This window comes from Micromonospora sp. NPDC005172 (assembly GCF_040608555.1).
Taxonomy (GTDB): domain Bacteria; phylum Actinomycetota; class Actinomycetes; order Mycobacteriales; family Micromonosporaceae; genus Micromonospora.
The window spans coordinates 93218-115694 of the sequence record NZ_JBEXIL010000015.1 but is presented as its reverse complement, the minus strand read 5'-3'; the positions used below and the strand labels follow the sequence as shown (position 1 = coordinate 115694).

At 72.4% G+C, this 22477-nt stretch carries 17 protein-coding genes; 12 read left to right on the top strand and 5 right to left on the bottom strand.

The window, feature by feature from the left end:
- Window positions 1–31: 31 nt before the first annotated feature.
- Window positions 32–1345 carry a serine hydrolase domain-containing protein gene (locus ABZV06_RS13375; protein ID WP_355621199.1) on the bottom strand — a complete coding sequence of 438 codons (1314 nt, stop codon included), beginning with the start codon at window positions 1343–1345 and terminating at the stop codon, window positions 32–34.
- A gap of 120 nt (window positions 1346–1465) precedes the next feature.
- On the opposite strand from ABZV06_RS13375, the gene ABZV06_RS13370 reads away from it, so the two are divergent.
- From ABZV06_RS13370 to ABZV06_RS13355, 4 genes are all read left to right on the top strand, one after another.
- Window positions 1466–1939, top strand: coding sequence for an NfeD family protein (locus tag ABZV06_RS13370; RefSeq protein WP_355621196.1), 474 nt, complete (start codon window positions 1466–1468; stop codon window positions 1937–1939).
- Between the two features lie 5 nt (window positions 1940–1944).
- Window positions 1945–3051, top strand: coding sequence for an SPFH domain-containing protein (locus tag ABZV06_RS13365; protein ID WP_355621193.1), 1107 nt, complete (start codon window positions 1945–1947; stop codon window positions 3049–3051).
- A 199-nt stretch (window positions 3052–3250) separates the two neighbouring features.
- Entirely contained in the window at window positions 3251–4021 is a 771-nt protein-coding gene (locus tag ABZV06_RS13360) for a hypothetical protein (protein WP_355621190.1), read from the top strand.
- Window positions 4022–4241: 220 nt separating this feature from the next.
- Complete coding sequence (locus ABZV06_RS13355; RefSeq protein ID WP_355621187.1) at window positions 4242–6440, top strand: transglycosylase domain-containing protein; 2199 nt, start codon at window positions 4242–4244, stop codon at window positions 6438–6440.
- Window positions 6441–6706: 266 nt separating this feature from the next.
- Here ABZV06_RS13355 and ABZV06_RS13350 read toward each other — a convergent pair whose 3' ends face one another.
- A complete protein-coding gene (locus tag ABZV06_RS13350; RefSeq protein WP_355621184.1) occupies window positions 6707–8554 on the bottom strand; it encodes a thiamine pyrophosphate-requiring protein in 1848 nt (615 codons plus the stop codon).
- 92 nt (window positions 8555–8646) lie between these two features.
- Between ABZV06_RS13350 and ABZV06_RS13345 the strand changes: the two genes are divergently transcribed.
- Genes ABZV06_RS13345 through ABZV06_RS13335 form a run of 3 tightly spaced genes read left to right on the top strand, consistent with a single transcriptional unit; the run spans window position 8647 to window position 12695 of the window.
- Window positions 8647–9486 carry an RNA methyltransferase gene (locus ABZV06_RS13345; RefSeq protein ID WP_355245795.1) on the top strand — a complete coding sequence of 280 codons (840 nt, stop codon included), beginning with the start codon at window positions 8647–8649 and terminating at the stop codon, window positions 9484–9486.
- Window positions 9487–9514: 28 nt separating this feature from the next.
- Window positions 9515–10966 carry an argininosuccinate synthase gene (gene argG / locus ABZV06_RS13340; RefSeq protein WP_355245717.1) on the top strand — a complete coding sequence of 484 codons (1452 nt, stop codon included), beginning with the start codon at window positions 9515–9517 and terminating at the stop codon, window positions 10964–10966.
- A 46-nt stretch (window positions 10967–11012) separates the two neighbouring features.
- A complete protein-coding gene (locus ABZV06_RS13335) occupies window positions 11013–12695 on the top strand; it encodes a PucR family transcriptional regulator ligand-binding domain-containing protein (RefSeq protein ID WP_355621181.1) in 1683 nt (560 codons plus the stop codon).
- Between the two features lie 193 nt (window positions 12696–12888).
- Here ABZV06_RS13335 and ABZV06_RS13330 read toward each other — a convergent pair whose 3' ends face one another.
- Window positions 12889–14238, bottom strand: a complete 1350-nt coding sequence (locus ABZV06_RS13330; RefSeq protein WP_355621179.1) for a hypothetical protein — start codon at window positions 14236–14238, stop codon at window positions 12889–12891.
- Between the two features lie 82 nt (window positions 14239–14320).
- Between ABZV06_RS13330 and murD the strand changes: the two genes are divergently transcribed.
- Window positions 14321–15673, top strand: coding sequence for a UDP-N-acetylmuramoyl-L-alanine--D-glutamate ligase (gene murD / locus ABZV06_RS13325; protein WP_355621176.1), 1353 nt, complete (start codon window positions 14321–14323; stop codon window positions 15671–15673).
- Window positions 15674–15689: 16 nt separating this feature from the next.
- On the opposite strand, the gene ABZV06_RS13320 is transcribed toward murD, so the two are convergent.
- Window positions 15690–16652, bottom strand: coding sequence for a hypothetical protein (locus tag ABZV06_RS13320; protein WP_355621173.1), 963 nt, complete (start codon window positions 16650–16652; stop codon window positions 15690–15692).
- A gap of 88 nt (window positions 16653–16740) precedes the next feature.
- On the opposite strand from ABZV06_RS13320, the gene ABZV06_RS13315 reads away from it, so the two are divergent.
- Entirely contained in the window at window positions 16741–17613 is an 873-nt protein-coding gene (locus tag ABZV06_RS13315) for a hypothetical protein (RefSeq protein WP_355245732.1), read from the top strand.
- 19 nt (window positions 17614–17632) lie between these two features.
- The gene (locus ABZV06_RS13310) at window positions 17633–18526 is read left to right on the top strand and encodes a hypothetical protein (RefSeq protein ID WP_355621170.1); all 894 of its coding nucleotides are present in this window, start codon (window positions 17633–17635) and stop codon (window positions 18524–18526) included.
- Between the two features lie 6 nt (window positions 18527–18532).
- Here ABZV06_RS13310 and ABZV06_RS13305 read toward each other — a convergent pair whose 3' ends face one another.
- Window positions 18533–19426, bottom strand: coding sequence for a glutamate cyclase domain-containing protein (locus ABZV06_RS13305; protein ID WP_355621167.1), 894 nt, complete (start codon window positions 19424–19426; stop codon window positions 18533–18535).
- Between the two features lie 239 nt (window positions 19427–19665).
- Here ABZV06_RS13305 and ABZV06_RS13300 point away from each other — a divergent pair, with 239 nt between their 5' ends.
- Entirely contained in the window at window positions 19666–20964 is a 1299-nt protein-coding gene (locus tag ABZV06_RS13300) for an aspartate aminotransferase family protein (RefSeq protein ID WP_355245741.1), read from the top strand.
- The gene (locus tag ABZV06_RS13295) at window positions 20961–22472 is read left to right on the top strand and encodes a CoA-acylating methylmalonate-semialdehyde dehydrogenase (protein WP_355621164.1); all 1512 of its coding nucleotides are present in this window, start codon (window positions 20961–20963) and stop codon (window positions 22470–22472) included. The genes ABZV06_RS13300 and ABZV06_RS13295 overlap by 4 nt, the downstream gene beginning before the upstream one ends.
- Window positions 22473–22477 lie beyond the last annotated feature (5 nt).

Genomic DNA, 22477 nt, shown 5'->3' with positions numbered 1-22477 from the left:
ATCTTGGACCGGTGGTGGGCGGGCGCGTGGCTCAGGGCTCCTGGTCGGGGGTGCGGGTGTAGACGAAGGTGGCGATGTCCAGGGCGACCGCCCGGCCCCGCTCGTCGCGTCGGACCGTGAGGATCTCGCCGTCCTGGTCACCCGCCCGACCCCGCCAGCGGTCCGGGCCTTCGATGACGAAGCGGAGGTCCGGCGCGCCGATCGGGCCGGCGTGCAGGTCCCCGGCGGGGTCTGCGGTCACCTCGATCTCGGTGCCCATCCACCACCAGCGGCCGGTCAGCTCAGCCAACTCGGCGGGCGGGGCGGTGGCGGCCGGCCGCCACGGGGTGAGCGGTGCGGGTTCGCGGTCCAGTACGAGGGTGAGCAGTCGCCGGCTGAGCGCGCCGAGGCCACCGGTGCGCAGGCCGTACGAGTTGGCGAAGCCGACCACGGCGGTGCGGGTGGGCCGGTGCACGGCCAACGAGGCGATGTAGCCGGGCATCGATCCGCCGTGCCCGACGAACACGCGGTCGCCTTCGCGGAAAAGTTCCAGTCCGAGACCGTGACCGTGCCTCCACGCCTCCAGGTCGCTGATCACCAGGGGGGTGCACATCTCGGTAAGCGTTTCGGCGGCCAGCACCGACGGGTCGGGGTCGGCCAGGAACGCGGCCCAGCGGCCCAGGTCCTCGATCGTCGACCAGAGCTGCCCGGCGGGGGCCATCGCGCCGGTGTCGGTGCGGGGCTCCTCGCGCAGCGTGTCGTGCCAGGGGTGGACGACGTAGCCGCGGGCGTACGGCTCGGTGGCCGCGTACGTGGTGCGCCGCATGCCGAGCGGGTCGAGGACGCGGGTGTTGAGCAGATCGGCCCAGGGTGTGCCGGTGAGCCGTTCGAGGAGGCCGCCGAGCAGCCCGTACGCCAGGTTGGAGTAGTGGTATGTGGCGTGCGGCGGGTAGGCGATCTTGTCGGGGCTGACCCCGGCGAGCAGGGTGGTGAGGTCGACGCCCGCGGCCCGCTCCCACCAGTCGCCCTCGGGTTCACGCTGGATGCCGCTGGCGTGCCCGAGCAGTTGGCGCAGCGTCAGCGAGCCGACCCCCGTGCCCGGCAGGTGCTCCTCCAACGGGTCGTCGACGGTGAGCCGACCCGCGTCGCGCATTTGCATGATCAGGGTCGCGGTCATGGTCTTGCTGATCGAGCCCAGCCGGTACTGCAGGTCGACGGCCGGGCGGGGGTGTTCGCCGGCGGGGGCCACGTGCACCAGCGTGCCGTCGCGGACCACGCCCAGCACCAGCGACGGGGCACGGCCCTCGGCCTGCGCCTGGGCGACCCGGGTGTCGATCTGTCGGGCGGTCTCGGCTAGCAGCGTCAACGGGATCTCCTCGGGTCGGGCCACCGTCGGGTGGTGTTCCGGTGGGCCGGAAAGGGTCTCGCCGAGCCTACTGATCTTCGCGGGGAGGCCGCGCGAGCATTTGCGTGTCACGATCGTGGTGTGGACGCCGTGGTGTGGATCGTTCTGGGTGTGGTGCTGGCGGTCGCCGAGATCTTCACGACGACCCTGTTTCTGATCATGTTCGGGGTCGGCGCGTTCGCCGCCGCGGGCGCTGCGGCTCTGGGAGCACCGGTCGCCGTGCAGGCCCTGGTCTTCGCGGTGGTGTCCGCCCTGAGCCTGGTGGTGGTCCGGCCGGTGATCAAGCGGCACGGCCGGTCGGCGCTGGAGAGCGGCGAGCAGCCGTTCGGCGTGGAGGCGATCGAGGGCTCCACGGCCCTGGTGCTGGAGCGGGTGGACGCCGACCACGGCCTCGTCAAGATCGAGGGGGAGATGTGGAGCGCCCGGCCGTACGACACGACGCAGACTTTCGAGCCCGGTGAGCGGGTTCGGGTGATAAAGGTCCGGGGCGCTACCGCCCTGGTGTGGCAGGACGATGTTTCTTCCGCCGGCGAGCTGCCGGAAGCGAGAGGGTGAACGGGATGACGATAGTCGGGGTGCTGATCATCGCGGTGGCGTTGATCGCCGTGATAACGCTGGCCAAGGCGGTGCGGATCGTGCCGCAGCAGCGCCAGGACGTGGTGGAACGGCTCGGTAAGTACAAGCGCACCCTCAACCCCGGCCTCAACCTGCTGGTGCCGTTCATCGACGCCGTACGCACCAAGGTCGACATGCGGGAGCAGGTCGTCAGCTTCCCGCCGCAGCCGGTGATCACCTCGGACAACCTGGTGGTCTCGATCGACACGGTTCTCTACTTCAAGGTGGTCGACTCGGTCCGGGCGACGTACGAGATCTCCAGCTTCCTCCAGGCCATCGAGCAGTTGACGGTGACCACGCTGCGCAACGTGATCGGCTCGCTCGACCTGGAGCGGGCCCTGACCAGCCGGGACGAGATCAACCGGCACCTGTCCGGGGTGCTGGACGAGACGACCGGCCGCTGGGGCATCAAGGTGACCCGGGTCGAGATCAAGGCGATCGAGCCCCCGGCCAGCATCCGTGACTCGATGGAGAAGCAGATGCGCGCCGAGCGGGACCGCCGCGCGGCGATCCTGACCGCCGAGGGGCACAAGCAGTCGGTGATCCTCACCGCCGAGGGTGACAAGCAGTCGGCGGTGTTGCGGGCCGACGGTGACCGGCAGGCCCGGATCCTGCAGGCCGAGGGTCAGGCGAAGGCGATTCGGACGGTCTTTGACGCGATCCACCAGGCCAACCCGAGCCAGAAGGTGCTCGCCTACCAGTACCTGCAGGCTCTGCCGCAGATCGCCCAGGGCAGCGCCAACAAGGTCTGGATCATCCCGGCCGAGCTGACCAAGGCCCTGGAGGGCATGGGTGGCGCGCTCGGTGGGCTGAGCCAGATGGTGGGGGATCTGCCCTCGCCGGAGGCTGCCGACCACGCGAGCCAGGTCGAGCGCGAGGCCGCGGAGGCGGCGCAGGCTGCGGCCGCCGCCGCCCAGCAGATCCACGACGAGGTACGCGTCGCCGAGGCGCAGGCCACCGGCGGCAACAAGCCGCAGGGGTTGCCCGCGCCGGAGCCGGTCACCCCGGACAGCCTGGTCAACGACCCGACCGACCAGCGCGAGCGCGGCTGATCCGGTACGTGCCGCCGGCCGCGCGGCGCGGAGGCGGCGCGCGGCCGACGTCGGTCGTCAGCCGCCCGGCCGGATAAACGCGAGAAAGGCTCATGGGGCGCTCCGACGCCTGCCACGATCGGTCCTAGGACGGGTGGTGACCAGGCAATCGGGGCGCCCCGGCGCGTCTCGCACCGCTCGTGGACGAGCGAGGTGACGCATGAAGGATCCGGCGAATCGGATGTGGTCCTCGGCCCCGGTGCCCGGCGCGCACGATCCCGTCGCACCCCTGGGCTCCCGGCGCAGCGGCGGCGGCTTCGGTGTACTGCCCTTCGTCGGCGAGCCCACCCCGCTCGCACCGGCCACGAACGCCAGTTGGGCCTGGTCGGTACGCCGGTTCGCGCGGGCCGCGGTGTGGCTGCTGCCCGCGTACGCCATCCTCTACGGCGCGGTGGCGATGGCCAGTGACGGCGGCGTGGGCAATGACCCCTATCCCGCCGACGGCCAGGCGGTGTACCTGATCGGCTGGGTGGCCGCGGTCTGGCTCGGCCTGCTCGCGCTGCTGGCCCTCACCGGCCTGCTGGCCGCGACGCGCAGCCGCCGGGTGGCCGCCGCCGGCCTGCTGGTGAGCATCGCCGGCACGGTGCTGATGCTGCCGTTCGCCGGGTTCGAGGAGCAGACGCCGGTCTTCGGCACCACCGCGCGGTCGCTGGTCCTGCTCGGCGCGACCTTCTACAGCGTCGGGTGGTTCCTCACCGGATGGGCGGTGGCCCGCTCTGGCACCTTCAGCCTCGGCGACGGAGTCATGCTGATCATCGCCGCGCCGCTGCTCGGCCTGGGTGGCGCGTTGATCGGGTCGCTCCAGACCTTCGGTGCGATCTTCGTGCTGATCGCCGGCATCGGCATCGGCTACCGCAGCGGCCGCCTGATGCCCCGCGAAACCGTCCACGACGCGGCCAACGCCAGCCTCCCCACACCCCCAACCCCCTAACCCGGCCGGCCGCCCCGCCCGCCGCGCCGCCCCGCGCCGCCCCGCGCGCCGATGCCGTTGATCATGAAGTTATTGCGCTCTGCCTCGGCGTGTCGTGGCAATAACTTCATGATCAACGCGGTCTGGCGTGGGTGAGTTGACTGATGGGGGGCCGTGAAGTTGCTGACAATCGGGCTGCGGGGGTGGTCGGTTGGCGTTATTTGTGGCAATCCTGGGTTGCATGGCCGCCCCTCGCTCGCCGCTGTCGCGGCTGTTCACCGTGCTGCTCGCCGGCTTGCTGGCCGGGTTGGTCCTGGCCGTCGCGGCGCTGCCGGGCAACCTGCTGGTCGGGTTCGCCGCGCGCGCCGCGATCGGGTCGTACGCCGCGCTGCCCGACGCGCTGCGCACCCCGGCCACGCCGCAGCGCTCCTACCTCTACGCCAACGACGGCAAGACGCTGCTCACCACGTTCTACGACGTGAACCGCACCGACGTCGCGTTGGCGGACATCGCCCCGGTCATGCGGCAGGCGATCGTGGCGGCCGAGGACCGGCGGTTCTACGACCACGGCGGCGCGGACCTGCGGGGCCTGGCCCGCGCGCTCATCGCCAACGTCAAGGGCGGCGGCACCGAGCAGGGCGGCTCCACGCTGACCATGCAGTACGTCCGCAACGTCCTCAAGACCGACCCGACCCGCACCGCCCAGGAGCGCGCCGCCGCCACCGACCCCACCGTCGGGCGCAAGCTCCAGGAGATCCGGTACGCGGGCGCGCTGGACAAGAGCCTCGGCAAGGACGAGATCCTCGGCCGGTACCTGAACATCGCCTACTTCGGCGCCGGCGCGTACGGGATCGCGGCGGCCAGCCAGCGCTACTTCGGCAAGCCCCCCGCACAATTGACCCTCGCCGAGTCGGCGCTGCTCGCCGGACTGGTGCAGTCCCCGGACGCGTACAGCCCCATCGGCGGCGACAAGGACGAGGCGCTGGCCCGTCGCTCGTACGTGCTGGACTCGATGGTCGCCACCGGCGCCATCACCGCCGCGCAGGCCGCCCAGGCCAAGGTCGAGCCGCTGGCCCTGCACCCCACCGCGCAGCCCAACGGCTGCACCGCCGTCGCGCAGGGCCACGACGACTGGGGCTACTTCTGCGACTACCTGCGTCAGTGGTGGCTGACCCAGCCGGCCTTCGGCGCGACCCCCGCCGAGCGCGAGCAGGCCCTGCGCTCGGGCGGCTACACCGTCGTCACGTCGCTCGACCCGAAGATCCAGGCCACCGCGCAGCAGCAGGCCACCAAGGTCTACGGGTACGACAAGAAGCACGCCCTGCCGATCGCCGCCGTCCAGCCGGGCACCGGTCGGGTGCTGGCGATGGCGGTCAACAGGCACTACAGCCTCGCCGACAACCCGGCCGGGCAGGCGAACTACCCGAACACCGTCAACCCGCTGATCTCCGGTGGGGCCAGCGTCGACGGGTACCAGGCGGGCTCGACGTTCAAGCTGTTCACCATGCTCGCGGCGCTGGAGTCGGGCCGTACGCTCTCCACCGGCTTCGACGCCCCCGCCAAGCTGCCCACCCGCTACCCGGCCGAGGGGCCGGGCAGTTGTGACGGCCACTGGTGCCCGGCGAACGCCAACCCGGCGTGGATGGACGGGTACCGGATGATGTGGGACGGCTTCGGCCGTTCGGTGAACACCTACTTCGTCTGGCTGGCCGAGCAGGTGGGCCAGGACAAGGTGGTCGAGATGGCGCAGCGGCTCGGCATCACGTTCCGCGCCGACACCGACGCCGCCTTCGCGAAGAACAACGCCGCGAACTGGGGATCGTTCACCCTCGGCGTGGCCGCCACCACCCCGCTCGACCTCGCCAACGCGTACGCCACGGTGGCCGCCGAGGGCACCTACTGCACGCCGGTGCCGGTGGTCTCGGTGACCGACGCGAAGGGCGTGAAGGTGCCCGTCGGCCAGCCGTCCTGCAAGCGCGTCGTCGACCCCGACGTGGCCCGTGCCGCGACCGACGCGGCCCGCTGCCCGGTGGGCCAGCAGTCGCCGTACGGGCAGTGCAACGGCGGCACCGCCACCGGTGTGAACGACATCCTCGACGGCCGGCCGGTGGCGGGTAAGACGGGTAGCTCGGAGGAGAACGCCACCGAGACGTTCGTCGGCTTCACGCCGCAGGTGGCCGTCGCCGGCATCGCGGCCAACCCCGACGACCCGGCCGACTCGGTGGGTTCCGCGGTGCAGAGCAAGGTGATCGACGCGGTCGCCCGCGTCATCGCCACAGCGGTGAAGGGTCAGCCGGAAAAGGCGTTCGCCGCGCCCAGCAAGGAGTTGGCCGGCGACCCCCGCCGCCCGGTGGAGCGCCCGGCGGTCCCGAAGCGCGAACAACCCCCGACCGAGGACCCCCTGTCCCCACTGGAACGCTGGCTGAACCGCCGAGGCTGATCCACCCAGCCCCGCCCCCACCCACCCCACCCAGCCGTGCCCGCCCGCCCCGCCCCGCCCCCACCCACCCCACCCAGCCGTGCCCGCCCGCCCCGCCCTCCAGCGCCCCGCCCCGCCCGCCCTCAACGACCCCGCCGATCTTGCACTTTCGGTTGTCTATTTGCCGTTTCTGTGCGGCTATGTCGCCACAGAAAGTGCAAGATCGCGGGGGCCGGGGGCCGGGGGCCGGGGGTTGGGGTTGGGGTTGGGGGTGGGGTTGGGGGTGGTTAGTGTTCGCGGCGGCGGGGGCGGTAGCTGGCGATCGTTGCCGGGAGACCGCGGCGGATGATGCCGGCCCAGTCGGTGTCGCCGCGCAGGACCGCCGCAGCGGTCTTGCGGGCCTGCTCGGCGGTGAAGTGCGGCGGCAGCATCAGTTCGGCCGGGTCGACGAGCGCGTTGATGACCACCGGCCGGTCGGCGCTGAGCGCACGCTCCCAGACGCCCGGCACCTGCTCCGGCGAGTCGACCAGCTCACCGTGTAACCCGAGCACCTCGGCCCACCGGTGGTAGCCGATGTCCGGGAGTTGCTGGCTGTCCGGGAACATCGGCGTCCCCTCCGAGGAGCGCTGCTCCCAGCTGACGAACGCCAGGTCCCGGTTGTTGAGCACCAGCACCACGAACCGTGGGTCGGCCCAGCCGCGCCAGTACTTCGCCACCGTGATCAGCTCGTTGACGCCGTTCATCTGCATGGCCCCGTCGCCGATCATGGCGATCAGCGGGCGGTCCGGGTGGGCGAACTTGGCGCTCAGCGCGTACGGCATGGCACCGCCCATCGACAGCAGCGTGCCGGAGAGGCTGGCCAGCATGCCGGGTCGGACCTGCACGTGCCGGGCGTACCAGGCGGTCGCGGTGCCGCAGTCCACGGCGAGCATCGCGTCGTCGGGGAGCCGGTCGCTGAGTGTGCTGAACAGCAGTTGCGGGTTGACCGGGTCGGCGCTCTGGCCGGCCAGGTCGTGCTGGGCGCGCCGCCACGCCGAGGTGGACTCGGCGATCTGCGCCCGCCAGGCGGTCGGCCCGGGGCCGGGGCCCAGCTCGTCCAGCAGCGCCCGCAGGGTGGGGCGGGCGTCGCCGGTCAGGTTCACCTCGGTCGGGTAACGCAGGCCGAGCTGCGTGCCGTCCAGGTCGATCTGCACCGCGCGGGCCTGCCCGGGTGGCGGATAGAACTCCGAGTACGGCATGTTGCTGCCCACGATCAGCAGCCGGTCGCAGCCGGTCATGAGCTGCCAGCTCGGGCGGGTGCCGAGCAACCCGATCGCGCCGGTGACCCACGGCTCGCGATGGTCGACGACGGTGAAGCCGAGCAGCGCGGTGGCCACCCCGGCGCCGAGCCGGTGGGCGATCTCGCGTACCTCGTCCTGCGCGCCGAGCGCACCCTGCCCGACCAGCATCGCCACCCGCTCGCCGCCGCGCAGCACCTCGGCGGCACGGCGCAGGTCCGCCGTCGGCGGGACGGTCGGCGTGCTGCTCGGCACGTTGCTGGTGTGGTAGTAACCGTGCGCGTGCGGCGGGTCGGGGATGGCGGGCTCGTCCTGGATGTCCGAGGGGAGCACCAGCGCGGTGACGGTCCGCCGGGACAGCGCCGTCCGACACGCCCGGTCGACCAGGTGGCGGACCTGCGCGGGATGGTCGAGCTGGGCCAGGAACGCCGCCGCCACGTCCTTGTAGAGGGCCAGGAGGTCGACCTCCTGGTAGTAGCCGCCGCCCTCGGCGGTGACCGCCGTGTGCCCGAGCAGGGCGACCACCGGCTGGTGGTCGAGTTTGGCGTCGTACAGGCCGTTGAGCAGGTGGATGGCGCCGGGACCGCTGGTGACCAGCGCGCAGCCGAGTGGACCGCCGCCGTACTTGACGTGCGCGGACGCGGCGAACCCGGCGGTCTCCTCGTGCCGCACCTGGACGAACTGGGCGCGTTCGTTGGTGCGTTGCAGGGCGGACGTGAGGCCGTTGATGCCGTCGCCGGGATAGCCGAAGTACCGGCGTACGCCCCAACTGAACAGGCGGGAGACGATGTGGTCCGCGACGGTCGGACGCCGGGGCAGAGTGCCCCGTTCGGCCGGTGCCGTGTGCTCTGCGCTCACCTGGCTGGTCCTTCCCGTCGCGTCCGGTACGCCACCGGTCGTTCCCCTTCCGGACCGGACAAAACACCGCCGCTGGGCGGACGTCGGGGCGGCTGACGGCCGTCCGGCAGAATCGTCGGGTGCCCGTCCACCAGATCACCGACCCCGACGACGACCGGATCGCCGACTACCGCGCGCTCACCGACGTCGAGCTGCGCACCCGCTGGGAGCCACCGCACGGACTGTTCATCGCCGAAGGTGAGTTGGTGCTGCGCCGCGCGTTACGCGCCGGCTACCCGGCCCGGTCGTACCTGGTCGACGCCAAGCGCGTCGACCAGCTCGCCGACCTGGACACCGGCGACGCGCCCGTCTACGCCGCCACCCAGGACGTGCTGCAACGGGCCACCGGCTTCCACGTACACCGGGGGGTGCTGGCGTCGTTCCACCGCCGTTCGTTGCCGACGGCGGCCGAGGTGCTCGCCGGAGCGCGCCGCGTGGTGATCCTGGAGGACGTCAACAACCACACGAACCTCGGGGCGATCTTCCGGGGCGCCGCCGCGCTGGGCATCGACGGGGTGCTGCTGTCGCCGTCCTGCGCCGACCCGCTCTACCGGCGCAGCGTGCGGGTCAGCATGGGCGAGGTCTTCGCGCTGCCGTACGCCAAGCTCGACCGCTGGCCCGCCGGTCTCGACGAGGTACGCGAGGCAGGGTTCACCGTGCTCGCCATGACGCCGGCGCCGGATGCCGTACCCATGCAGCTGTTGACCCCGGCGCAGCGCGCGCGGGCCGCGCTGCTGCTGGGCGCCGAGGGTCCCGGCCTGACGGCGTCGGCGCAGGCGGCCAGCGACGTGCGGGTGGTCCTCCCGATGCGGCGCGGGGTGGACTCGTTGAACGTCGCCGCCGCGGCGGCCGTGGCGTTCTGGGAACTCGGACGCGGCGATCCGCTTGCATGACCATGCGTTCTGTTGAATAATCTTTCCCGTGTCCAAGGTTCTCACCTCCCTGCCCATCGGCGAACGTGTCGGCATCGCCTTCTCCGGCGGCCTCGACACCTCGGTCGCGGTCGCGTGGATGCGCGACAAGGGCGCCGTCCCCTGCGCGTACACCGCCGACATCGGCCAGTACGACGAGCCCGACATCGGGTCGGTCCCCGGCCGTGCGCTCAGCTACGGCGCCGAGGTCGCCCGACTGGTCGACTGCCGTGCCGCCCTGGTCGAGGAGGGCCTCGCAGCCCTGACCTGCGGCGCCTTCCACATCCGCTCGGGCGGACGCTCGTACTTCAACACCACCCCGCTGGGTCGGGCCGTGACCGGCACCCTGCTGGTCCGCGCGATGATCGCCGACGACGTCCAGATCTGGGGCGACGGCTCGACCTTCAAGGGCAACGACATCGAGCGCTTCTACCGGTACGGCCTGCTGGCCAACCCGATGCTGCGCATCTACAAGCCGTGGCTCGACACCGACTTCGTCACCGAGCTGGGTGGCCGCAAGGAGATGTCGGAGTGGCTGCTGGAGCGCGGCCTGCCCTACCGGGACAGCACCGAGAAGGCGTACTCGACCGACGCCAACATCTGGGGCGCCACGCACGAGGCGAAGACCCTGGAGCACCTCGACACCGGCATCGAGACCGTCAGCCCGATCATGGGCGTCCGGTTCTGGGACCCGTCGGTGGAGATCCCCACCGAGGACGTCACGATCGGGTTCGACCAGGGCCGCCCGGTGACGATCAACGGCAAGGAGTTCGGCAGCGCCGTCGACCTGGTGCTGGAGGCCAACGCCATCGGCGGCCGGCACGGCCTGGGCATGTCCGACCAGATCGAGAACCGGATCATCGAGGCCAAGAGCCGGGGCATCTACGAGGCGCCCGGGATGGCGCTGCTGCACGCCGCGTACGAGCGGCTGGTCAACGCGATCCACAACGAGGACACCCTGGCCAACTACCACAGCGAGGGTCGCCGTCTCGGCCGCCTCATGTACGAGGGCCGTTGGCTGGACCCGCAGGCCCTGATGCTGCGCGAGTCGTTGCAGCGCTGGGTCGGCACGGCGGTCACCGGTGAGGTGACGTTGCGGCTGCGCCGGGGCGAGGACTACTCGATCATCGACACCACCGGCCCGGCGTTCAGCTACCACCCGGACAAGCTGTCGATGGAGCGTACCGAGGACTCGGCGTTCGGTCCGTCGGACCGGATCGGCCAGCTCACCATGCGCAACCTCGACATCGCCGACTCGCGCGCGAAGCTGGAGCAGTACGCGTCCCTCGGCATGGTCGGCGGCTCGCCCACCGATCGGATGATCGGGGCAGCGCAGGCGGCCTCCACCGGCCTGATCGGCGCGATGCCCGAGGGTGGCGCGGAAGCCATCGCCTCCCGGGGCGTCGCCACCGCCGAGGACGAGGCGCTCGACCGCGCGGCGATGGAGTTCGGCGTCGACTGACTGATCGGTACCCGGCAGGTCGGGGTTCAGGGTCACGGACGGTAGCGTGTCGGCCGTGTTCCCTACCGTCCGTGAGGTCCTGGCCCTGGACCCCGTCCGCCACGGCGCTCCGCGCGTGGTCGCCGGGGACGCCGGGCTGGACCGACCGGTCCGCTGGGTGCACGTCGCCGAGGTACCCGACATCGCCACCCTTCTCGGTGGCGGCGAGCTGGTGCTCACGACCGGAATCGGGCTGCCGGCCGACGACGCGGGACTGCGCGCGTTCATCGGCGACCTCGCCGACGTCGGCGTCTCCGGGCTCGTCGTCGAACTGGGCCGCCGCTACGTCAGCGGCGTACCGCGCGTGATGACCGCCGCCGCCGAGCGGCGCGGCCTGCCCCTGGTCGAGCTGCGCCGGGCCACCCCGTTCGTGCGGATCACCGAGGCCGTGCACGCGCTGATCGTCGACGCGCAGCTCACCGAGCTGCGGGCCGCGGAGGAGATCCACCAGCGGTTCACCGACCTCTCCGTCGAGGGCGCCGACGCGGCCGAGGTCATCCGGCAGGCCGCCGAGTTGTCCGGCTGCCCGGTCGTGCTGGAGAACCTGTCCCGGCAGGTCCTCGGGTACGACCCGGCGGGGGAGAGCGCCGAGCTGCTCCTGGACGGCTGGGAGCAGCACTCCCGGCGGATCCGGCCAGCCGGGCGCACCGCGTACGACCCGGACAGCGGCTGGCTGGTGACCGTCGTCGGCGCCCGGGGCCAGGACTGGGGACGGCTGCTGCTGCGCTGGCCCGCCAGCGGCGACCCGCCCAACACCGCACCCCCCAACCGGCTGAGCATCCTCGTCGAGCGGGCCGCCTCCACCCTCGCGCTGGGCCGGTTGATCCGCCGTGACGCCGAAGGGCTGGAACGGCAGCTCCACCGCACCCTGCTCACCGCCCTGCTCGACCACACCCGGCCGGTCGACGAGGTGGCGCTGCGCGCCAAGGCGCTCGGTGTGGCGCTGGAGCGCCGGCACCTCGTCGGCGTGCTGGTCCGCCACCGGGCCGACGACCCCGCCGGAGAGGGCGGCCCCGAAGCCGGCCAGGCCCGGCTACGGGACCTGTCCGAGGCCGTCGGCCAGGCGCTGCGGGAGGCCAGGCTGACCGCGCTGACCAGCGCGGTCGACGACAACTCGGTGGGCGCGCTGCTGGTCCTGACCGACCCGGCCGCCGAGGACCGCGCGCTGTCCGCGTTCGCCGACGCCCTCCGTCGGGTACGCGTCGACACCGCCACGGGCCGGGCCACGTCCAACGCTTCCGCCGGGGTGATCGTGGCTGCCGGCTCCGGGGTGAGCAGCCTGCGCGAGGCCCGGCGGTCGCTCGTCGAGGCGCGGCAGATCGCCGAGGCGGCCCGCCGGGACCGGCGTGACCTGCCCGTCTTCCGGCTGCCGCACGTGGGCCTGGCCGGATTGCTGCACCTGCTGCGCGACGAGCCCCGACTACAGACCTTCGTCGAGCGTGAACTCGGCCCACTCCTGGAGTACGACGCCCAGCACCCCCGGGAGCGGCTGCTCGACACCCTGCGCGCGTACCTGGAGCAGGGGCGCAACAAGTCCGCCGGCGCTGCCGCCGCGCACCTGTCCCGACCGGCCTTCTACGAACGCCTGGCCCGGATAGCCCGCATCCTCAACGTGGACCTCGACTCGGTAGAGGCAAGCCTCTCCCTACACGTGGCCCTCCTAGCCCTAGAAGCAGTCCGAACCCCCTAACCCCACCCCCCGTTCCCACTCCCGGGCCCACCCCGCCCCGGCCCACCCCGCCCCGGCCCGCCCCGCCCCACCCCGCCCTGCCCCGGTGATCATGAAGTTATTGCCAGTCGCCTCGGCGTGTCGTGGCAATAACTTCATGATCAACCGAGTGCTGGGCCCGGGGGTGGGGTGGGGTTGGGGGTGGGGGCGGGGGTTAGGAGAGGGCGGTTAGGGCTTTTGCGTAGGTTGCGGGGATGTGGTTGGGGCCGCCGGGGGTGAAGACGTCCGTCTGCGCCACCGCGGACCACGCTGTGGCGGGGACCGCCTCCACCAGGGCTTTGATCACCGGGGCGTCGCGCCACTGGTCCTGCTCGGCGAGCAGGCCGAGGGCCACCACCGACTCCTCGACCTCGCCCACGCACTCGAACGGCTTGTGCCCGTCCACGCCCAGCAGCTCCCGGTAGCCAGGAATCTGCTCCGGGTCGGCGAGCATGTCCCCGCCGAAGATGTGGGTGACCCGCTCCCGGGGCATGAACGGCGCCATGGCCAGGAAGACGAACCGGCACTTCGGGCAGTTGCGGCACCAGCGCTCGGAGGCGTCGCGCAGCTTGAAGGCGGCGTTGCAGCTGGTCACCACGTCGTCGTACCGGTCGAACTCGGCGAACAGTCGGGCGATGTGCAGCTCGGACAGCGAACGCAGCAGGGAGAAGTACGGCTCGGTCAGCCCGGCGTGCTCGGCCAGCGCGCCCCGCAGCAGGCCCTCGGCCTCGACACCCTTGGACCACTGGTGGTTGATCTCGTGACCGTTCCAGATCAGGTTCGGGTCGGACGCCGAACGCTCGTTGGACATCACCACCGGCCCCAGCCCGTGCAGTACGGCGGTGGCGACCGCGATCAGGGAGTTGATGGCGGTGACCGGGATGTGGCCGTTCAGCGCGCCGGCGGCGTTCAGGTCGAACAGCACCGGGTCGATCCGTCGGCGGGCAGCGAGGGGGGTCAGCCCGGACGCCTCATTCACCGCGACGATCACGTGGTTCGGGTTCACCGAGAACGGCACCGGGTCCAGCTCGGCGCGCCGTAACGCCTCCAGGCTCACGATCGAGTCCTTGCCGCCGCCGACCGCCGAGAGCGGGCGACGGTCCGAGTTGTCGTACACCCGGGGTGTCTCCGGGATGCCGGCCGGCACCTCCGGACGCAGTTCCAGCACGTGCGGCAGCTCGTTGCGGTACGCGTACTCGGCGAGGCCCTTGGTGTAGACGGCCGTGACGTAGTCGACGGTGGCCGCGCCCAGCGGCGCCGGCAGCACCAGCCGGGCCGGCGCGGCGGTCTTGTAGTAGCTGACCCCGGCGACCAGGTGCAGCACCTCCAGCACCCGGTCGAGGGTGGCCACCGTCTCGTCGGACGGCGGCTCCGCCGGCAGGGGAAGCGTGATCACCTCGGTGAACCGCTGCTCACCGGCCGGGCCGGTCAGCGCGTAGTCGAACAACGCCTCGCCGGTGGCGAAGTCGATCGAGTAGGACGGGAAGGTGAAGGCGTCCATCCGCCGGAGCTGCTCGTTAGGCACACGCCATACTAGGCCCTGGTTCGTCCGGCCGTGTCCGGACCGGGCCCCGCCAGCCGCCGCCGTGACCCCCGAGGAGAGCCCCGTGCGCCTGTCTGACCTGCGCGGACGTACCGTCGCCGTCTGGGGTGCCGGCCGGGAGGGCCGGGCCGCTGTGACCGCCATCGCCGCGCACGGCCCCGCCGAACTGGTCGCGGTCGACGACAGCGCCAACTTCCTCTCGCTGCCGTGGGAGGGCCCGCTGGCCGAGGCGGCGCCGCTGGTGACCGGCGAGGCGGGATTCGCAAGGTTGGCCGCCGCCGACGTGGTGGTCCGCTCGCCCGGTGTGCCGCAGACCCACCCGTGGCTGGTCGAGCTGCGGCGACGTGGCGTCCTGGTCACCCAGGGCACCGCCCTGTGGATGGCCGACCACGCCGCGCGCACCGTCGGGGTCACCGGCAGCAAGGGCAAGAGCACCACGTCCAGCCTGATCAGCCACCTGCTCACCGCGATGGGCCGGTCGAACGTCTTCGGCGGCAACATCGGGGTGCCCACGCTCGACCTGCCCGAGGCCGAGTTGTACGTGTTGGAGCTGTCCAGCTACCAGTGCAGCGATCTCACCGACTCGCCGCGGGTCGCCGTGGTCACCGCGCTCTTCCCCGAGCACCTCGACGCGCACGGCGGGGAGCGGGAGTACTACCGCGACAAGCTCAACCTGCTGGCCCACGACCCGCAGACGATCGTGGTCAACGGCACCGACCCGCGGCTCGCCGCCGAGCTGGGGGACCTGCCGGCGGTGCGGGCCGGCCGTCCCGACACCACCCACGTCGCCACCGGTGCCGACGGCACGCCCTGGTTCCACCTCGGTGACCAGCCGCTCTTCCCGCGTGCCGTGCTGCCGCTGGTCGGGCGGCACAACGAGGGCAACCTGTGCGTCGCGCTCGCCGTCCTCGACGCGCTCGGCGTCGACGTGGTGACCGCGAAGGACCACCTCGCCATCGCCGTCGCCGAGTTCCAGGGGCTCGCCCACCGGCTCACCGAGATCACCGACCCGTCCGGGTTGACCTTCGTCGACGACACCCTGGCCACCAGCCCGTACGCGGCCATGCACGCCATCGACGCGTACGACGGGCGACCGTTGACGGTGATCGTCGGCGGCAACGACCGGGGGCTGGACTACACGCCGTTGGCCGAGCACCTGGCCGAGCGGGAGCTGACCGTGATCGGGATTCCGGACAGCGGCGCCCGCATCGTCGAGGTGCTGGCCAACCTGCCGAAGGTCCGGACCGAACTGGTCGACGACCTGGTGGAGGCGGTACGGCTGTCCCGGGAGGTCACCCCGGCCGGCGGCGTGGTGCTGCTGTCCCCGGCCGCACCGAGCTACGGCCGGTTCCGCAACTTCGAGCACCGCTCCGAGGTCTTCGCCCAGGCCGTCCGCCAGACCGCCACCGCCGGCTGAACCCCGCGCCGCCGGCTCAGCCCAGGCTCTCGTGCAGGGCGCGCATCGAGCGGATCGCCGAGCGGATCTCCTGGAGATAGCGGCCCGGGGTGAGGGTCTGCTCGGGCAGGACCGCCACGTCGGCCACCGCCGGGTCCACGCCGACCGTGTCGATGTCGCAGCCGTAGGGCACGGCCAGGGTGCGCAGCGCGTCGCAGTGCTGGAACGGCACGTAGATCGGCGCGGTGACCGTCAGCACCTCGTCGCCGGGCGCGAGCCGGACGTGCCCGGCCCAGAACCGCTGGGTGTCGGCGGTGTGTGCCCGCCGCCGGTCCGGGTCGCTGGACGGCGCGGCCAGCACCCGTACCGGTGGCAGGCCCGCCGGCCGGTAGGTCCGCGACGACCAGGACTGGTGGGGGTGGCCGGCGTCGACGCCGTCCTGCTCGGTCGGGGCGGTCACCCCGAACACCTGCCGGACCGCCGTGTCCAGCACGTTCACCTCGGTCTCGTCCGGAGGCAGGCCCGCGTCGGCAAGGGTGGCGCGTTCCCACTCGGACAGTGGTCGGAAGCTGCCCAGCACGGCGACCTCGCCGGTCACCCGCAGGCCGGCGCGCAGCAGATGCGCGGCGTACGCGACGCGACGCACGCAGGCGTGCGCCAGGCCGCCCAGCACGACCAGGTGGGCGTACGCCGGGCGGGCCGGCGGCACCGCACGCACCATGCCGAGCGCGGCGGCCGCGTCGAGGACCAGCCTGGACGTGAGCGCGTCCAAGGTCGGCTCCCGCGCGTCCGGGCGTTCGCGCCCCTGCCGGAAGTCCCAGTGCCGGGCGGAGAAGTCGTCGAGGAAGCGCAGCACCTCGGCGAGGTCGCCGGTCGGCCAGCCGCCGCCGAAGTGCCGGACCAGGCCGCGGAGCGCAGTGGAGTCGACCCAGGCCCGGACGTCCGCCGTGATCTGCTCGGCGACCGTCGAAGTCGATGGGGCCGCATCCGCGCTCTGCACCTGCCGGATGCTACCGCTCTCCACCGGCGGGGCCCGCGGGTTGTGGCTGGCATCTACCCTGGCAGAACCGGCGGATTGGGGGAGTTCGATGGTCCGTGACATGGCCCGCCGACGGCCCCGGGAGCGCGGCGGCGCCTCCGACGGCTTCGCGCGTCTGGTGGCGCACACCGACCCGGTGGCGTTGGTCGGCATCACGTTGTCGATCAGCCTCAGCGTCATGCTCGACCTCACCAACGCCGCCTCCGGAGTGGAGTCGCTGCTGGCCGGCCTGATGGGCATCACCATCTCGCTGCTGGTGGACTCGCTGGCCCGCGCGGAGCGCCGGTTTCACCTGCGGACGTTGCTGGACGGGCCGCCGTGGCTCGTCCACACCACCACGGAGCTGGCCGGGGCCATGCGGGAGGCGGCCGAGCAGCACGCGGGCACGCGGGTCGCGGCGGAGGCGCAGCGCCGCTACGAGCAGTTCCGGCTGGAGGCCGAGCAGCTCGCGCAGGGGCGGATCATCCGGCGTGGCGACGAGGACGAAGACCTGGTCGGTGCGACCCGCGGCTGCGTGCACCGGCTGGATGCGTTGACGAACGTGATGCCCCGGGCGAGCGGGGAGCTGAGCTGGTGGCGCAGCGAGGTCGGCCGACGCTACTGGGAGGCGAACGTCGCGGCCCTGCAACGGGGCGTCCGGATCACCCGGGTCTTCGTCCACGCCACGCTGACCGATGAGCTGTCCGCGCTCGTGCAGCGGCAGCGCGCGGCCGGGGCGCGGGTGGGTCTGCTGCCCTTCGGTGTGGTCAGTCCACAGCTCCTCGTCAATCTGACGGTCTGGGACGGGGCGAGCTGCTGGGAGGCCCGGATGACCGCGCACGGCGAGATCGGCGAGAACCAGTTCTCGGTCAACCGGACGGACGTCGAGCGCCTCACCCGCGTGTTCGACGTCTGCGTGAACGCCGCGACCTTCCAGGACTGACGGCCGGGACGGGGAAGCCATGACGGTGGGTGCGGTCCTGCTGGTGACGGCCGTGGTCTGGGCGGTCAGCGTGATCCGCTCGATCCGGCTCCGGGCGTTGGTCTACAGCCTTCCGTTGCCGATGACGCTCGCCCTGGTCAGCACGCCTTACGGGGTGGGCGGCGCGCAGGTGCTCGGCGTGCTCGGGCTCAACCTCTTCTTCGTCACCGTGGCGGTCACTCACCAGCGGCTGCGCTGGCCCATCCTGCTCGCCGACGGCGCGGGGATCGCTGTCTACGTGGCGCTGAGCGCGGGTCTGCTGGCCGTCGACATCCCGTTCGAGGCGGCCCTCGCCGCCACGCTCGTGCTCTGGCTGGCGGCCATGCTCCTGCTGCGCCATCGCGCCCGTACGCGGGTCGCCCCCGACGCCGGAAAAGCGGACGCCGCCGCTGCCCCCGCCGCTGCCGGCGGAGCGGACGCCGCCGCTGCCGGCCCGACCGCAGTCGACGACGCGGGCTCCGGCGCGGAGACGCCGACCGGAGGCCGTTCGGACGGCCTGCCGGCGCTGCTCAAGTTGCTGGTCATCTTCGTGGGCGCGATCCTCACCGCGGTGCTCGGCGCGGTGTTGCGCGGCATGGTGGTGACATTCCCGTACTCGGGGGTGCTGGTCGCCGTCGAGGCCCGCCGGCAGTTGTTCGAGTTCAGCTGGCACTTCTCTCGCAACAGCCTCGCGCTGGTCGGTTTCCTCACCGCGTACCACTACCTCCAGGACGTCTCGTCGGCCGTCGCGTTGGGCGCCGGCTGGGCGGCCTTCGGGGTGGTCGCCACTGCCCTGCACCTGCCCCTGGGCCGCCGCGGAGCCGCCCGGGCCAGCGCGTCGGGACGCGTGTCGAGACCTCTGCGGCCGGCGGCCGAGCCACCCACCGTGCGGTGAGCCCGCCTACCGGGCGCTCCTGACCAGGTCCGCGATGCGGATGAGCGGTTCGGCGTACGAGGGCCAGTCGAGGCCGTCGACGCTGAGCGTGGGCCGGCGGCGGACCCCGTCCACCGCGCCCGCCGAGACGATCGCGGTCAGCAGGTCGGACGACCAGGCGGGCTCCAGCAGCGTCCGCAGCTCGGGCACCTCGGGGCGCAGCAGCGACAGCGCGCCGACGAGGGCTGCGGCGGCCCAGTTGGAGGTGCCGCCGACGAGCAGGGCGTCCGCGCCCACCACGCAGCGGATCCGCTCGCCGGAGGCGACCACCCGGCCGACGAGTTCCGCCGGCAGGAGGCCCATTCCCAGTTCGTTGCCGCCGTCGCCGATGCCGATCCGAAACGCGGAACCGGTGCGGTAGAGCCGGTCCAGAGGTGCCGTGTGCGCGCCGATGTCCTCGCCGCGCATGTTGCGGGGTCGACCGTCCGCTGCTGGCCCGACCCGTTCGCAGGCGATGAGGTGGGTCAGGCGGCCGTAGCGGGGCAGGAGGGTGGCGGCCCACTCGTCGTACCCCGCCAGCGGCGCGACATCCACCGGCAGGCCCGGCGCGGCGGCGGCGACGGCCGCCTCGACCACCGGTGCGCAGGGCTGGTCGGTGACGAGCCGGCACCGGCCACCGAGCAGGCGCAGCGCGGCGGCGATTTGGACCGCGCCGAGTGGGCCGTCGGTCTCCGCGGCGGGCGGCTCGGCGCCGGGGATGAAGAACCCGGTGAACACCGCGGCCTGCGGCGCACCCGCGGCGAGCGACCGGGCGGCGGCCAGCAGCCCGCCGGCCGCCGGCGCGGCCAGCGCCTCGCTGCCCCGGCCCACCTCTCGTGCGGCGACGCGTTCCAGTGCGGCGATGGTCTCGTCGATGCGCACCGCGTGCCTCCCCGGCGACAGTGGACGGACCCAGGGTAACGGGGCCCGGCCAGGCTGCGGATCGAGCGGAGCAAGAGCACGTTCGCTACGGAAATCAGCGGTCAACCACGACCATGGCAGTGAAAATCGTTGACGTGCTGTCAGGCCGGAACGGCCTTGCGCTACACCCTGACAGTTGTCCGCACCGGCCGCCGATGGGAGCGTGCGGTATCCACGAACGCCGCTGGAGGGTTGCCACGATGACCGATGACCTGCTGGCCCGACACCGGGCCGTGCTCCCGCCCTGGATGCCCCTCTACTACGCCGAGCCGATCGAGCTGGTGTCCGGCTCGGGTCGCCGGGTCACCGACGCCCAGGGCCGCACCTACCTGGATTTCTTCGGCGGCGTACTGACCAACATGATCGGGTACGACATCCCGGAGATCCGGGAGGCCGTCGAGCGGCAGCTCGCCACCGGCATCGTGCACACCTCGACCCTCTATCTGATCCGCCACCAGGTCGAGCTGGCCGAGAAGATCGCGCAGCGCTCCGGCATCGGAGACGCCCGGGTGTTCTTCACGAACTCCGGCACCGAGGCGAACGAGGCGGCGCTGCTGGTCGCCACCAACTATCGCCGATCCCACCAGGTCCTGGCCGTGCGCAACAGCTACCACGGCCGGTCGTACGCGACCATGGGCGTGACCGGCAACCGCACCTGGTCGGCCAGCGCGCTCAACCCGCTCCAGGTGGCCTGGTTGCACTCCGGCGACCGCGTACGCGGTCTGCTGGCGCGGCTCAGCGCCGAGGAGCTCATCGACGCGGCAGTGGAGGACCTGCGCGAGGTGCTCGCCACCCAGACCTCCGGCGACGTGGCCGCGCTGATCGCCGAGCCGATCCAGGGCGTGGGCGGCTTCGTCCACCCACCGGACGGGCTCTTCGCGGGCTGGAAGAAGGTCCTCGACGAGCACGGCATCCTGTTCATCGCCGACGAGGTGCAGACCGGCTGGGGGCGTACCGGGGAGCACTTCTGGGGCTACCAGGCGCACGGCGTCACCCCGGACCTGCTCACCTTCGCCAAGGGCATCGGCAACGGGTTCGCGCTGGCCGGGGTGGTCGGCCGGGCCGAGGTGCTCCAGGCGGTGCAGGGAATCAGCTTCTCCACGTTCGGCGGCAACCCGATCTCGACGGCGGCCGGTAACGCGGTGCTCGACTACCTGATCGCACACGACCTCCAGGCGAACGCGGCCCGCGTCGGCGCGATCCTCGCCGACGGCCTGCGGTCCGCCGTGGGCGGTCTCGACTGCGTCGCCGAGGTACGCGGAAAGGGGCTCATGCTCGGCGTCGAGTTCGTCCGACCGGGTAGCGGTGAGCCGGATGTCGCCCTGACCAACCGCGTCTTCGAGGCGTGCCGCGACGGTGGTCTGCTCACCGGCAAGGGCGGCCTGTACGGCAACGTGCTGCGGATGGGTCCACCGTTGACGCTCACCGAGGAGGAGGCCCGCGAGGGCCTGGCGATCCTCGTCGACGCGATCCGCTCGTCGGCGGAGGTGGCGGCATGAGCATCGGCGGTCCGGGCGGCACGAGCATCGGCCACTTCGTCGACGGCAAGCGGGTCGGCGGCACGTCCGAGCGGCGCGGTGACGTGTTCGATCCGGCCACGGGTCGTCGTACCGCCGAAGTCGAGCTGGCCTCGACCGCGGACGTCGACGTCGCGGTGCGGGCCGCCGCCCGCGCGGCCCGCGACTGGCGCGGCGTGTCGCTGGCGAAGCGGTCGGCCGTGTTGTTCGCGTTCCGCGAGCTGGTGCACGCCCGGCGCGACCGGCTCGCCGAGGTGATCACGGCCGAGCACGGCAAGGTGCTCGCCGACGCCGCCGGCGAGGTGCAGCGCGGCCTCGAGGTCATCGAGTACGCCTGCGGCCTGCCGTCGGCCCTGCGCGGCGCGTTCAGCGAGAACGTGTCCACCGAGGTCGACTCGTACACGATCCGGCAGCCACTCGGTGTGGTGGCGGTGATCTCGCCGTTCAACTTCCCGGTGATGGTGCCGCTGTGGTTCGTGCCGGTGGCGGTCGCCTGCGGCAACGCTGTCGTGCTCAAGCCGAGCGAGAAGGACCCGAGTGCGGCGCTGCTGCTGGCCGAGTGGTTCGCCGAGGCCGGCCTGCCCGACGGGGTGTGCAACGTGGTCAACGGCGACGCCGAGGCCGTCGACGCGCTGCTGGACCATCCGGAGGTGCGCGCGGTGTCGTTCGTCGGCTCCACCCCGATCGCCCGGCACGTCTACCAGCGCGGCACCGCCGCCGGTAAGCGCGTACAGGCGCTCGGTGGGGCGAAGAACCACATGGTGGTGCTCCCCGACGCCGACCTGGACCTGGCTGCCGACGCGGCGGTCAACGCCGGGTTCGGCTCGGCGGGGGAGCGGTGCATGGCCATCTCCGTGCTGGTGGCCGTGGAGCCGGTGGCGGACGCCCTGGTGGAGCGGATCGCCGCCCGGATGGCCGGGCTGCGAACCGGCGACGGTCGGCGGGGTTGCGACATGGGACCGCTGGTCACCGCCGCGCACGCCGACCGGGTGCGCTCCTACGTGGACGCGGGTGTGGCCGCCGGCGCGGTGCCGGTCGTCGACGGGCGGGACGTGACACCCGACGGCGATCCGGAGGGCTTCTGGCTCGGTCCGACCCTGTTCGACCGGGTCACCCCGGACATGTCGATCTACACCGACGAGATCTTCGGTCCGGTGCTCAGCGTCGTCCGGGTCGACTCGTACGACGAGGCCGTGGAACTGGTCAACGCCAGCCCGTACGGCAACGGCACGGCGATCTTCACCAACGACGGCGGTGCGGCCCGGCGCTACCAGCACGAGGTGGAGGTCGGCATGGTCGGCATCAACGTGCCCATCCCGGTGCCCATGGCGTACCACTCGTTCGGCGGCTGGAAGTCGTCCCTCTTCGGCGACCTGCACGCCCACGGCGAGGACGGGGTGCGGTTCTTCACCCGGGGCAAGGTGGTCACCAGCCGGTGGCTGGACCCGCGCCACGGTGGCGTGAACCTGGGATTCCCCACCCAGACCTGACCGAT

Excerpts from the sequence above, each read along its gene's own strand:
- ABZV06_RS13365 (WP_355621193.1), top strand. The coding sequence starts at position 1,945 with ATGACGATAGTCGGGGTGCTGATCATCGCGGTGGCGTTGATCGCCGTG.
- ABZV06_RS13355 (WP_355621187.1), top strand. The coding sequence starts at position 4,242 with ATGGCCGCCCCTCGCTCGCCGCTGTCGCGGCTGTTCACCGTGCTGCTC.
- ABZV06_RS13360 (WP_355621190.1), top strand. The coding sequence starts at position 3,251 with ATGAAGGATCCGGCGAATCGGATGTGGTCCTCGGCCCCGGTGCCCGGC.
- ABZV06_RS13295 (WP_355621164.1), top strand. The coding sequence starts at position 20,961 with ATGAGCATCGGCGGTCCGGGCGGCACGAGCATCGGCCACTTCGTCGAC.
- ABZV06_RS13315 (WP_355245732.1), top strand. The coding sequence starts at position 16,741 with ATGGTCCGTGACATGGCCCGCCGACGGCCCCGGGAGCGCGGCGGCGCC.
- ABZV06_RS13300 (WP_355245741.1), top strand. The coding sequence starts at position 19,666 with ATGACCGATGACCTGCTGGCCCGACACCGGGCCGTGCTCCCGCCCTGG.
- ABZV06_RS13310 (WP_355621170.1), top strand. The coding sequence starts at position 17,633 with ATGACGGTGGGTGCGGTCCTGCTGGTGACGGCCGTGGTCTGGGCGGTC.